The following is a 13,753-nucleotide window of genomic DNA, read 5'->3' as shown; positions in this document are numbered from 1 at the left end:
CTTCAAGAATTAAGAGCTAAAAATCGAAAATAGCTTTCCATATTTTTGAATTTTTTGAACTTAATTCCGTAGAAGCAATCGCTTGAACACCGTTTAAAGAAGGTCGAAAACAGGTACGACTTTTCGACGTAAGGAGAATTTAGTTTAATGAATGAAACAACCAATCCCGCAAAACAAAAGGTTTCTGCGTATATCCATATCCCGTTTTGTGAGCATATCTGTTATTACTGTGACTAAAAGTTTTAAATAATACAATTTTATTAATTGTTAAAGTTGACTTGATTTCATTTTCATATCTATATAAAAAAACATAGTACATCGAAAGTGTGCATTGATGTACTATATCCATTCTTTTGATTTAAATAAATTAAATCTATCTGGTAGTAAAAATTTAAATTTAAGTCATAATAATTATATTAAAATTTTTAAAAGTTAAGAGAGCACACTAATAAAATAATTGCGAAGTTTTTCATCTTCAATAAAAATACGGATACCATCTATACCTCTAGTCATCAAAGTGTAATAAATATTTTTTATAAACTCTGTAAACTGTTCTTCTGTATATTCTTCTTGTATAGGTTTTCCATTTCTATCATAGTAGTTATCTTTTAAACCAATAATTTTATCATTAGAAATAGTTAGATCCTTTCCAATTATTAAACCTACACAATTGATATCAATTCCTTGAACAGCATGTATAGAACCAATTTCCTCACAACTGTTCTTTTTGTTTATCCAGTTTTCATGTGTGCTATTCCAGTGCCACTTTTTATCGCCTTCAAACCAATCATAAGCATCTTTGTCTTTTTTGCTTAGCCACTCTCTTGCATATCCAGCAATCACACGGTTTTGACTATCTTGAAGTAAATTATCCATTCGCTCAATATAATCAAATAATTCTGATATTGAATTTACAAAACCAAAATAACTGTCTTTATCATTATTTCTAAAAAGTGAGTGATCAAAAGAATTATCATTAGAAATTTGAAGAGCATATTTTATTCCTTTTAAATAATCATCAGACGTATATGTCTTTCCTTCATCGTGAATATTAATTCTAAACTGTGTTTTTAGTACAATTTTCTTAAACTTGTTATTAAGAATATAGTTATCGTAGGTATATACCGGAATATCAGAGGGTCTAATTGTCTGATATCGATCATAAAATAAGACTAGGGAGGATGTACATTCCCTTAAAAGTTCTAAACTATTTTTGTCTTTTTTATTGTTAAAGTATTTAAGTTCAGATGGGTGGAGCTTTCCATAGAATCTAGGCAAACGATGTGCCTCGTCGACAATAATATAGTCGAAGTATTGTTCACTTGTTAATAGAGATCCCCAAGTACCTACTTGTACATTCTTATTAATACCATAGTCCTTGAAAATTTTTTTAGCATTTTCTCTCCAATTTGCTTTTATAACAACTCCAATTTTTTTGGTACCGTTAAATTTATCAAAAATTTGCGCAACTAAGTTAGTCATTAACACTGTTTTGCCAGTTCCAGAACCGCCTTCAATTATATAATTGTTACGATTGCTTGTGATTTGTTCAATTATTGCTTGTTGTTGATCTGTGAGATCCATAAAAGGAGAGTATTTTGCTAGTATTTTTTGTTTTAAAGTACTTATTTTTGTATTGTTCGTTACTCCTAATCTTGTTAATTCTTCTTCCCATAGAGGACAAACTACTAATGATTCTAGTTCTTTAACATCTTGATAGTAATTAGAATTATTACCCATTGTACGATTATCAATGACAACTTGTTTTTTTCTTTTTTCGTTATCAGTTACAAATAAAGTAATCAAACGTTTTTCAAGATAATCAAGATTTTTATCAATCAATTTTCCATAAATAACAATTAGTCTATCATAATTTTTCATGACAAAGTTTTTATTAGAACTACTATTATGCTGTTGGTGACGTCTTAACAAATTTTTAGTTTGTCCTATATAATATTTCTTTTCTCCAACATAAACATATACAACGTCTCTATTAGACAACAAATGTATTTCTGTCCCGGATAACTCTTTTGTGTTTAACTTTCCATCTAATTCTATATCCATGGTAATAACGTTATACTTTCTAAGCAAAGTCAATTCAACTTCCTTTCTTATACTAAGTATACCGTATGGTTATTTAAAATAGAACTTTTCTTATAATTTAATTTTAAAAATTACTATAGAAGATTGTGTTACTTTTTAGTACACTTTCCTAAGTTTTTTTATTAATTAATATGCATTAATGATGTTAAACTTAAACTTTCTGATAAAATAGTATATATTAATCAAACTGATGTATAATAACAGTTGACTTAGACAACAAGTAAGTTCAATAAGTAATTAAATGCACTATAATCAGATTGGAGACACAATGCATTCCTTTAATATTGAGCAAAAATATTCTAGAAAAGAAATACGTAAGCTCCTAGGATATTCTGAACCTGAAAAAATTGGTGGAATTTGGAGCACGGGGTATGTTCGTCATGAAGATGAATTTTTTATTTTTACTAATATATTGTCTGCGGGGAGAACTGGACATAATTATGGCAATAGGATAAAAGGGAATATTTTATACTGGTACGCAAAAGAAAATACTACTTTTAATACTCCAACCATTCAAAAGATGGTAAGTGGTGATTACCCGATTCATATTTTTATTAGAGAAAATAGTAATGATCCTAAATTTGAATATAAAGGATTAGGAATTATGGTGGATTACGAAGACAGAAAAACAGCTGCCATATCATGGAAGATGGTTGTGCCAACCGACTCAGTAATTATCAAAGAACAAACTTTAAAAAGAAAAAAATTTTTAGAAGGAAGAAAAATTAGCAGATACGTAAATATTTACGAAAGAGATCCAAAAGCAAGGAAAGCATGTTTAGCTCATTATGGATATAGATGTGTAGTCTGTAAATTCAATTTTGAAGAAACATATGGGGAAATGGGTAAAGAATTTATTCATGTTCATCATGAAAAAGAATTAAGCATGATCGATGAATCCTATGAAATTGATCCTATTGAGGACATGAAGCCTGTTTGTCCAAACTGTCATGCAATGATTCATAGAAAGAGACCTGCTTATACGATTGATGAGCTTAGAGAACGATTAATTTAATAATATAATTAAGGGAATGAATGTTCTTTATGAGGTCATTCAACAATCGGAAAATCTTACTCTAAAAATGAGATCCATGCTGGTTTGGAGTTCTTTTTCACAGTTTTCTAGTAAGTCAATTTTCAAATTAGCCATATTTTTAATAATTTAAATGGAATAACATTTTTTATAATTAGTGCATGAGGTTGATCACTTTTATAGGGACGTCTCCTGTTTAAGTGATTATCCTTATGTATTTCTAATTTGTAGAGTTTTTACTCGTGCTAAAGTTTATAGAAAATCTGAGCTTAGGATAATGCACATTATGTAAACTAAAAAACTAGTAATAAATGTATGAGGATATTAGTAGTTTTAAACTAGTCTCCTTGTTTTTTTATAGTACAAAGTTGTGATTTCTGTTAATTAGCATATGTTAGTGATTATAAATTGAAACTTTTTGATTTTTAAGAATAAATATTAGTCAAATATGTTCCATCTATTAAAAATAAAGAAACATATAATTTGTCGACAGATGAATTTTCAAATTACTCAATAATCAATTAATAAAGGCTCAGATATTGATCGCGTAGCTGATATATTAACATAGTTATTGTAAAAAAAAAGAATATTGACGATTTTAATAACATGTGAGATAATTAACATATGAACAATTGCCTAAGGATTGCCTGCTAAAAATTTGTCATTTGGGTTATGACGGCATGGAAAAGCCCTGACTTATGTTTTTGACGAAATGAGCGTATGCGAATATGTTTTACAAGCATAATAGTTATTTACTGAGTAACGTGAGCAGGGATTTGCGGTTGACTATCGTCAGCTAAGTAAGAGTGGAGCGTTACTAAGGCTGTTTAACAACTTATACTGTAATTATTAGAGCAGGGGGGTCATAATTAAAGACCTACAAATTACAGGAGGTATAGTGCTATGAAACTTAAGCATAGAATTGTTCAAGTTAAACAGTTGCTAAAAGAACAAGTTTGCGAAGATGATAAATTTAGTTTAGCTAAAGCTTTCGATCTATTCGATAAGTTGCAAACGATTGTATGGATCGTTAAAATTATCTCTATTATTTTTGTGTTCATTCTTTCAAGATTTATTGAATTAGCATCAGTTCTGAAAGCATTCTTTGAATTTTTAGAGAACTTAGCTTCAACTCTTTCTTATAAAAATAAGAAGGAGTTTTTTTATGGACTTTTCTAATACGAAACTATATGGTGTATCAAATAAAAAATATTTATCTGAGTTGATTCATCTGGAGCTACATACTTTAAAAAAGGTTGATCAATTTTATACTGTGGCACCATTTGTAAAAAATATAAATGACAAGGAAAGAATACTATATAATCCGACTCTTCCCCATAAAATAGCTTTAAAAAGAATTGTTAAAATGTTAGGATATATTGGCTTTCCGGATTACTTATGTGGCGGTATACCCAGTGCCAGTTATGTTTCTAATGCATCAAGGCATTTAAATCAAAAAAATCTTCTTTTATTAGACATTACAAACTTTTTTCCTAGTACCAGTGATTCTTATGTATATGATTTTTTCAAGAATACGTTAAATCAATCCACAGATATTGCAAAAATAATGGTGAATTTAACTACCGCCAAAAATGAAAGTAACAATGTGAGATTCTTACCTCAAGGCTATTCTACTAGTCCTATATTAAGTTTTTTGTCATATTTTAGAATGTATGAACAATTAAATGATTTTTCTCTAAAGAATAACTTGGTTTTTTCTGCATATTACGATGATTTTACCTTTTCTTCTAGCAAATTTATCCCAAAGTACTATTTAAAAGAAACAACAAAGATCATTAATAAATATGGTCTCAATGTTAATGAGAAAAAAAGTAAAATAGTGAAAATAAATCATACCAAAGTTACAGGTGTAATAATACACGATGAGAAGATAAAAGCTGCCAAAGGATTATTTAGAAAAATGTATGAATGTTATCTGACGTTACTAGATGTAGATGTCCATAATAACTTTTATAGTAAAGATGACCTTATAAATACATGTAATAAAATGCAAGGTTGCCTTGCAGCTATACAGTCTATTGAACGAGACAGAAATTTAGAACATTACCAAAATATGATTCGATATATTCGAAGAAAATACGATGTACCTGTATGTAAGAAACGCATTAATAGATAATAATTAAAAAAGTCTGTGGCTGAAAAGGTGGATTATAAAAAATGAAAAATTTATGGTGTGATATAAAGAAGTTTTTCGTTCACGATGTAATGAATTATTTTATCATTTATAATAAAAAATATAGTATTGTTAATACTGCTATTTTAGGAACAGTATTAACTTGTCTAGCAGTATTTATAGATAATAAAAATAGTATTTCCATCTTACTAAGTAAAGTACCAATTAATATAATTCCGGCTTTTTTCTTGCTTGGAGTTATATTGTTAATTTTATTCTTTATAAAATACAAATTATTAAAAAGCATCAAATATCCTCTTACAAATCGATTTGACTATCTTCTTCTGTTAACTATAGTTACGTCATTATTATTTACCTCTGTATCACTATTAATTAAGAGTAATCTCCCATATAAAATATTATTTATCAAATGTTTGTTGATCATTCTTTTCATATTGTTAATAGTTAGAATTTTAAATGTAGGAAAAATCTTTGAAGAAAAAGAATCGACCATTATCGATTTAAAAGAAGTAATTAATGGAGAAATATCTTATGATAAGCAGTTTTTAATACGTGAAAATGCTGTTGGATATGATTTATTGGATAGAAAAAATCAAATAAATGATTTGATAGAAATTATGAAAGAATACAACTCTGCAGAAAAATTTGTAATTGGTTTAGAAGGTGCATGGGGCTCTGGGAAAAGCACTTTTCTTAATAATATGAAAAAAAATATCAGCCAAAACAAAGATTTTGTAGTAGTTGATGATTTCGAGCCATGGTTATCCGAAAATAAAGAGGCATTACTGAATAATTTATTGAATACAATTTTAATGAAATCGAATCTAGATATTCCTTCAAAGGAAATTGATGTATTTATAAAAACGATTAGTGAACTTGTTTTAGGAAAAAAATATACGAAGCCAATTATTAAAATAATAGAAAACATCGATCAAAAAAGAGAGTCGAATATTATTTCCGATATAAATTATATGATTAATAAAAACGGGAAAAAAATTATTTTTATAGTCGATAATTTAGACCGATTGAAGCCAGATAATATATTCCTAGTTTTGAATATAGTCAATAACGTCCTTAATTTTGATAATTTAATAATAATTCTTTCTTATGATGAAGAAGAATTGAGTAAAAGTTTAGAGAGAATAAATGTCAGTCCACATTATTTAAATAAAATAGTTCAAAAGAAAATTGTATTACCCGTGTTAAGTAAAAGTCAAGCTAGAACTATTTATTATAAAACATTCATAAGTCTATTTGATGGAAAGAATCTCGAGTATGATGCTGCTGATATTCAAAGTTTTGTAAATATATTAACTGATAATCAAGTGAGTTTTCGTGAATTCAAAAGGTTCTTAAATTCCAGTGTGCTACCTTTTATCTTTAATTCAAGAAAAATATCAATTATCGATTATTTAGGGATGGAATATATACGTATGTTTAATAATGATTTATACAAAACTATCTATTCTAATTCACATTATTTTATATCTAGTGATAAAGGAATAAACGAAATTCTTGGTTATATAGATAATGAAGAATTTGATGATGAGATGAATACATTCTTTGAAAAAGTAGGCATAAAAAAGGATATATACGGAAATTTGCTAGGATTATCATTCCCTTATGTAAAAAAATTTTTAGAGTCACAAGTTGACTACAAAAAATATGTAAATAATTCCCCCAAAAATCCATCATATCAAAAAGTTCAATTTAATAAGCGTATCAGCAGTGCAAAATTCTTTGATCTTTATTTTACAGAATACACAAATTACGACTCTGAATTAAATGATTCTGTTAAAGACTTTATTAAAAAAATTAATAGAAATTTTCAAAATGAAGGTATATTGAATAAACTTATGAATTTTATTTTAAGTAAAGACGATAAAAGCCAAACAGAATTTCTTTCAGTTTTTTCCTTGCAACTATCAGAATTACAGCCAAATGTAACTAAACAGTTAGCTATTTTATTTTTAAAAAATTATTTTAGTTTTGGGGATTATAAAGAATTTTTAATTATGGGAACTAAACTTCGTGCAGCGCAAATAATCTCTGAATTAATAGAAAATTTGGATGAGGATGACTTTCAAAGTATCGTAGGACCAGAAATCATTAATTATGAAAAAATTATTATGATATTAAATATTCGTTATTTTCTGAAAAATTCTGTAAAAATTGCTCGAAATAATTTGAAATATCTAGAACAAGAAATTTACAACTTTGTTGAAAAATTATTAGATAGTGAATTTGATTTATTTGAGAAAGATGTGTATATAAGAAAGCATTCAATAAAAATTTACGGCTATTTAGAAGAAACTGGCTCTTCAGATAAATTTAAAAATTATTTAAATAATTGTATTAATGAAGAAAATTATTTCAGAATATTAAATGATTTAGTTACGGTAAATTCCGATTATTTAGGCGTTGTATACTCAATGATTTCTGGATTTGAAAAAATGATAGATATAGAAAAATTGAGATCCTATGGTAATGTGGTACAACCTGTAAATGAACAACAGATCCTGTTAAAAAAAGTATTTGAAAATCATTTGGAAAAAGAAAAAGAAGAACTTGATGAAATAGGAATACGTTTGGTTAGTCCTGTAGGCCTTGGAGTAGTAGATGGATAATCACAGAATATTTAATTTTGATAAATTAGATAATAAAAGTGCCACTTCAAATCTGCAAGGGCTCAATACTAGTGCAATGGAACGTATCGTTAAAAAGTGCCACTTCGAAATCACAGTGGTTGAATACTAGAGGTGGAAAACAAAACCTTGATAACTTCGATGAAGAATAAAGGAACTTTAATTAGCTGTATTTATATATACCTTTAAACATAGAATAAAAAATGCCCGAGACTTGCTGATATAGGGAATACCTACAGAAGTGAATAACCTCGTGCATTTTTTGAATTGTTACTTTTAAAATAGAAAAATCTTTGAATACCAATTTGAAAAATCATAAACTTTAAAATAGAGTATTTTAGAAATCAATTTTCGACTAGAGAGGTCTGTTCTAGTTGTACGATCATTTGTATAGAGAAGTGTTAAATTTCTATCTTCTGGTATTCATTTTAACCTTTGATGGGAACAAATCAAACATACCTTTATCAAATTCTTTAGTTATTAATTCTAAAAATAATTACTCGTTTAATAATTAGATACTAATACTATGGTTAAATATCAAATATTATATGCTGTAAAAGTTTTTTAGTATCTCTTGTCTATTTTTATAGTAATAATTTTTAAATAACTTGAAAGCTTCTTCTGAAGTATATCCTCCAGTAAATTCCAAGTGCTGGAGGATTCTTTTTCGTAGTGCTGCCTTACTCATAAAAAAGTAGTTAGCTACTTCGTCAAAATTTCTAAACTTTCTTAGTGCATAGGGAAGTGCTTGATCGTTTGCCATAAGAATACTGGCGCCTACATTAGCTCTAAGTTCTTTTTCATAGTCTTCTGGTAAATAGGTATCTTCTAAAATCATATCAGAAAATGCATGAGATTCTCCAAGATAGGGTATATCCCTATAGTAATGGATGATCTCATGCATTTTTGTAAAATTTTGGCGTTCAAGCATTATATTTTGATTGGTGGTGATAATGATCTCACCATATACTTTCGTAATTGATCCAAGCATTTTCTTACTTAAGTTATTTTTGAACTTGTAGTCCATGAATTCAATATCTTCAACTTCAGTCATATAGCTCTCAATATCGAAACATTTCACTTGTTCAATTTTTTTTGAACAGTAATAAGCAACTTCTTGTGAGAGCTCGTTTGCAATATCTGCAGCTTCAAAATAAAGTTCTTCGGAAATTGGATTCAATGCAATAGTTCTCCTGGTTTATTTTTTTCTTTCTTTTCTTGCCTTTGCTCGTTGAACTAAAAAGTCCATGTATTCATTTAATTCTTCTTCAAGTTCTTCAATGTCTTCTACTTCCATATCTGCTGTATTCAATCTGAAATGAGAAAGAATACTATCACCAAGTTGATCCTCTTCACTGCGTTTGGGCGGGGTCGGATCAGAGGTTCTATTTAATAAAAAATCTGTAGAAACATCAAAGAAGTCAGCTATTAAAGCTAATTCATTTTCACGAATAGGTCTAGAACCTAATTCGATTTTTTTATATACACTTATGTTTAAATCGATAGAATCAGCCACTTCTTTTTGAGTGAAATTTCTATCTTCTCTTAATTGCTTAATTTTTTCATATACTTCCATTTCAGAACTCCTAGCTCTATTTTAATATAGTTTATCACATGAATTTAGGTATAATTGAAAAAAGTTCCGTTTTGCTATTGACGGTTCTTATATAAGATGGTATAGTTCTGATATAGAACTTAAAGTTCTTTTTAAAAATAAAAAATAAACAAAAAAGCGTTCACGAGAAAGAAAATGAATTCCATTCCGCAAACACTCAAAATAAAACCTAGACAATTTTATTTTAAGTGATTTGCAAGAATAATACAAGGATGAAATTTTTATTCGAGGTTATAAGTCTTGTTGAGGTGGGGTGTACCAGCCGATGAATGGCACATAAGGTGGCAATGGAATCTTTAAATAGAGCCATACTAATGGTTTTTCGAGAGTAGAAGGTTTCTGGCTTTTATCAAGGACTAGGTTTTCCGTTTTGACTACAATCTTTGTGGTAGGGCATTGAAAACATTGGAGTGATTTCCGCTTGATAATTGAAGGGTGACTATTTTTGAATGATCTGATCATTTCCTATAACAATGTCGTGAGATAGGTTGGAAGTGATTACTGAAACGTATCAAATGAAAAGATATGTGGAAGTTTAGTAAAAGGAGGAGTGTTGTACACCGTATATCGTAGGTCTATCTAACGTGCCGTCATACGAGTTGATCGTTAGCCGTTGAAGATGATTCTATGAAATGAATGGATGTGGGCTATTTCATAGCGCAAGCGAACTTTTAACCTATTATCAGCATGTAAATGCGCATTCTACTACGATGAATAAAAGAATCAATATAATCATAAGAAGAGAAAATCTACTGCTATTACTTACATAAGATGCAGTAGATTTTCATTTGGATAAATGTGCACAGCTAGAAATATTCTGGTTGTGCTTTTTTATTATAAAAAGTGATTGGAGGTAGGTGATCATTGGGGGATATTTATCTTTCATTTATAATGTTAGGTATACTTTTGTATACAATCATTTATGAAATTAGAGATGAAGAGATAGGGATTAGATTAGTCGTTTTTCTATATTTTCTACTTGAATTAAGTAAATTATTCTATCTATTAAGGAATAGATAAACTCTTTTAAAGAATTGGAAGAATAGAAATACTAGGAAAAGAATAAGTTCTGTATGCGTGAAAAAATAGTTTTGTATTTTAAAACGATATAATTTATGATGAATTCTGAAGTTTGGAGTTCTTGGTTTGAGTCCTACAGTTTTTCTTATTCGGTTTAATTCATTGTAATAATTTTTGGAAAAACGCTGATAAATTTTGTTGATTTCTCTAATTTTTAAATTTTTTCTTCGTTTTTCAGTAATCATTTCTAAGGGGATCAATAAGGAATCAGAAATATAGAACAGTAAATTTTCATTATCTAGAGTTTGATATAATGCTGATAAATTTTTTATAATCTCTTTTTTATTACTTTCTGTGATGTTTACAAATAAGTAGCATTCTATATTTTTATAGAATGGGATAAAGATTTTTTCTATTAGCTTAGAAGCATATTTTTGTGCAAAGGGAAATGAATACATTTTTTTAGCATTGACTATCGTCCAGATTAAGTTAATAAGACCAACAATTGAATTAAAGTTGTTAATATTCAAGTTATATAACTCCTTTATAATAATTTTGAACTAAATATAAATAGTATAGCAACATTCTTTAAAAATGAGTAAGAATATTTAATATGTGTTATTTATTGGTTTTTACAGTAAGTTGTTATACGAGTACAATTATTTAATTACTAAATACTTTTTAAAAATTATTCTAACAAAAAAAAGTAAAAATTAGAATAATTTATGTTATTTAATTCAAATGAAATATAAGTAATGTGGATTTACAGTGCTAAGTAGATTTCCAGTAGAGATATAATAATTAGTAGCAGAACTAGAAATATTCTGGTTGTGCTTTTTTATGATGTTTAATGAAGAGGTAAAATTATGTCAAAGAGAATCGAAACATTTAAAGAGTTCGAGGAACACTGGGGTCGATTGGAACAGGAATTTCTTAATTGGATTGATCAAGTGATTTATAAAGCAGGAATAGATAAAAAGGAATGTGCGGATGAGATCCACCAAGTCAAATTATGGGTGGGGCGCTTAATGGAAAATAGAGTAAGGAAACTTATTGATAAATTCTTTGATGAAGGAATAAGTGATGAAACAATACAAAAAGCATTTGACCAATCAGAAGAATCATTTAAAAGACCAGTTAATGAATTTATTGCAAGATGGTTAAGAAATAGATAGCTATGAATGGATAGCTTTTACTAGAAAAAAAGGGATAAATTCATAATGAAAAATGAGGTGATTTATTTAAACGCTGGTGTTGAAAGACGTATTTAAACAAGGAGCAATCAGAAAAGAGGTGTTTCATGAATACTACAAAAAAGAAAACTGAGTTTTTTTATGAAACTTTTAGAGAATTTAAAGATAAAACTTTAGGAGATTTGGCGTTTATTGAGAGTTTAATAAAAGAAAATATTAGAAAAGACACAGTGGTAAGTAACTCTGCATTATTGGATGACACACATAATGAATTAATGAAACAAATTGATAAAAGTTTTAAAAAATTATCTAAACAATGTTCTACTGAACGAGTTGAAAGTTTAAGAGCGATTCATCAAAAAGTTAAGCATGAATTTATGCTAGTTATTGATCCATTAAAGGAAACACTAATAGAAAAACTAAAAAAATATGAATTAGATTCTGCAGAAAGTGGAAAATAATAATATGTTTATTTTTAAGGAATAAAATTATGGAAAAGAGGGATAAATTCAGATGGTAGTGTTACTGTCAAAATTTGAACAGGGAAAAATTACTTTAACTTTAGATGTAAAAAAGGTAATGATAAAAGTGCTAAAAAAGATGAATGCTGAACAAATTAATATTGAGGGTTGGACATTAGATGAACATCCACTTGATACAATTTATTGTTTTTATCATCCAGAAAGCAAACAAGCTTTTGATATTTTAGTTTCTGATAAAGGGAATCTAGTTCCGTATTATTCAGGAAAAGCCACAGAAGAAGGAATAAATTCGTTTCCAGCACCAACGATTCAAGAAGCGATTCAAAAATATATGATTGAATAACATAAAATAATATTTATTATTTTTAAGCGCTATCATATAATATAATCAACAGGGGGACACCTATAAAAAATGTCAATTATTCTGTCAATTAAATAATTCTATGTAACGTTCTTCTGTAATAAAAATATAGAAGGTGACTACTATAAAATTTAATTATGCTTTGTACAAAAATGATCAAACAGAAGAGCGGATGTATGTAGATCAAATTTTACACCATCAAGATTTTTTAGAAATTAAGGAGAATCTGTACTGCCCTGGTTCGGGATGTGATGCAAGACTGAGTCTTACAAGGTTAAGTAATGGAACTAACTATTTGAGAAAACATAAGTCGTATCAACATAATGAAAGTTGTGATTATTTAGAATCAGAGGAAGTAGTTGAGAAAAGTACTATAGAATATATTTCGGAAAATGGGCGTATGACTGATGACGGAATAAGTAGAAGAAAGCGAAGTGCTATGGATACCTTGAAAAAGTATCTCAATCCATCAGAACCTGCTAGAGAAGAAAGTAAACCTAAAAACAAACCTATAAAGAAAAAAGAAACAAATGAAAAATCTGATGTTAAAATTACTACAAGAGTTATATATGATCCCGATGCAGAAATTATTCAAAAGAGTGATAAGAATGGTAATACAAAAATTATGGAAACTCGTTTTTATGAAAGATTGCCATTTCAAATATCTATAAATGATTCGAATAAAAACTTAAAAACTTCTTCTGTTATTGAAGATTTTATTTTTAATGAGAGTAGCAAATATGTAGAAATAAAGACTAGTTTGGAGAATGTAAAGGTTAAATTTATTTTACCAGAGGCTTTCTTTAACAATTCAAGAAGTCGACTTGTTCCTGATGAATTGATGGGATACTTAAAAATTATTAGTGATTATATTGCCAAGTCGGGTAAAGAAATTTTTTTAACAACGATGTGCCAATCTCAAAGAATTAATTTAGAAGATATAAAACTTTGGATATTTGAGCCAGAATTTATGTCTTTTCAAACAAGAAATGGCGATGAATTTACATCTTTAACTAATTTTGTAATAGCAATACAAACAAAATTAATATGATAAAAAAGTGCAACCAGAAAATTTCTGGTTGTTTTTGTATGACTCTTTGTCAAAAGATGTTAATAATGAGAAAACTTAGATTTTGAAATAGATAA

General features: G+C 28.0%; 12 protein-coding genes. 8 read left to right on the top strand and 4 right to left on the bottom strand.

Annotation, left to right across the window (positions count from 1 at the left end):
* Positions 1 to 432: 432 nt before the first annotated feature.
* Complete coding sequence (locus IGJ18_RS08270) at positions 433 to 2,064, bottom strand: DNA/RNA helicase domain-containing protein (RefSeq protein WP_438843165.1); 1,632 nt, start codon at positions 2,062 to 2,064, stop codon at positions 433 to 435.
* Positions 2,065 to 2,344: 280 nt separating this feature from the next.
* On the opposite strand from IGJ18_RS08270, the gene IGJ18_RS08265 reads away from it, so the two are divergent.
* From IGJ18_RS08265 to IGJ18_RS08250, 4 genes are all read left to right on the top strand, one after another.
* Entirely contained in the window at positions 2,345 to 3,118 is a 774-nt protein-coding gene (locus tag IGJ18_RS08265; protein WP_438843164.1) for a DUF3427 domain-containing protein, read from the top strand.
* Positions 3,119 to 4,039: 921 nt separating this feature from the next.
* Positions 4,040 to 4,315, top strand: coding sequence for a hypothetical protein (locus IGJ18_RS08260; RefSeq protein WP_438843163.1), 276 nt, complete (start codon positions 4,040 to 4,042; stop codon positions 4,313 to 4,315).
* Complete coding sequence (locus IGJ18_RS08255) at positions 4,302 to 5,273, top strand: reverse transcriptase family protein (protein WP_438843162.1); 972 nt, start codon at positions 4,302 to 4,304, stop codon at positions 5,271 to 5,273. Before IGJ18_RS08260 ends, IGJ18_RS08255 begins: the two co-directional genes overlap by 14 nt.
* Before the next feature lie 41 nt (positions 5,274 to 5,314).
* Positions 5,315 to 7,918, top strand: coding sequence for a KAP family P-loop NTPase fold protein (locus IGJ18_RS08250; RefSeq protein WP_438843161.1), 2,604 nt, complete (start codon positions 5,315 to 5,317; stop codon positions 7,916 to 7,918).
* Between the two features lie 562 nt (positions 7,919 to 8,480).
* On the opposite strand, the gene IGJ18_RS08245 is transcribed toward IGJ18_RS08250, so the two are convergent.
* The 3 genes from IGJ18_RS08245 to IGJ18_RS08235 form a co-directional block, all read right to left on the bottom strand.
* The gene (locus tag IGJ18_RS08245; protein ID WP_438843160.1) at positions 8,481 to 9,116 is read right to left on the bottom strand and encodes an ImmA/IrrE family metallo-endopeptidase; all 636 of its coding nucleotides are present in this window, start codon (positions 9,114 to 9,116) and stop codon (positions 8,481 to 8,483) included.
* 18 nt (positions 9,117 to 9,134) lie between these two features.
* Entirely contained in the window at positions 9,135 to 9,512 is a 378-nt protein-coding gene (locus tag IGJ18_RS08240) for a helix-turn-helix domain-containing protein (protein WP_368024436.1), read from the bottom strand.
* A gap of 1,037 nt (positions 9,513 to 10,549) precedes the next feature.
* The gene (locus IGJ18_RS08235; protein ID WP_438843159.1) at positions 10,550 to 11,101 is read right to left on the bottom strand and encodes a hypothetical protein; all 552 of its coding nucleotides are present in this window, start codon (positions 11,099 to 11,101) and stop codon (positions 10,550 to 10,552) included.
* Between the two features lie 336 nt (positions 11,102 to 11,437).
* On the opposite strand from IGJ18_RS08235, the gene IGJ18_RS08230 reads away from it, so the two are divergent.
* From IGJ18_RS08230 to IGJ18_RS08215, 4 genes are all read left to right on the top strand, one after another.
* Complete coding sequence (locus IGJ18_RS08230; protein ID WP_368024437.1) at positions 11,438 to 11,746, top strand: hypothetical protein; 309 nt, start codon at positions 11,438 to 11,440, stop codon at positions 11,744 to 11,746.
* Positions 11,747 to 11,871: 125 nt separating this feature from the next.
* Positions 11,872 to 12,225 (top strand): hypothetical protein, encoded by a 354-nt coding sequence (locus IGJ18_RS08225; protein ID WP_368024438.1) that lies wholly within the window; start codon positions 11,872 to 11,874, stop codon positions 12,223 to 12,225.
* A gap of 52 nt (positions 12,226 to 12,277) precedes the next feature.
* A complete protein-coding gene (locus tag IGJ18_RS08220) occupies positions 12,278 to 12,589 on the top strand; it encodes a hypothetical protein (protein WP_368024439.1) in 312 nt (103 codons plus the stop codon).
* 133 nt (positions 12,590 to 12,722) lie between these two features.
* A complete protein-coding gene (locus IGJ18_RS08215; protein WP_438843158.1) occupies positions 12,723 to 13,658 on the top strand; it encodes a hypothetical protein in 936 nt (311 codons plus the stop codon).
* Positions 13,659 to 13,753 lie beyond the last annotated feature (95 nt).

This window comes from Enterococcus sp. AZ078 (assembly GCF_051714985.1).
In the GTDB taxonomy this organism is placed as follows: Bacteria; Bacillota; Bacilli; order Lactobacillales; family Enterococcaceae; genus Enterococcus_B; species Enterococcus_B hirae.
This window is presented reverse-complemented; position numbering and strand designations above follow the sequence as displayed.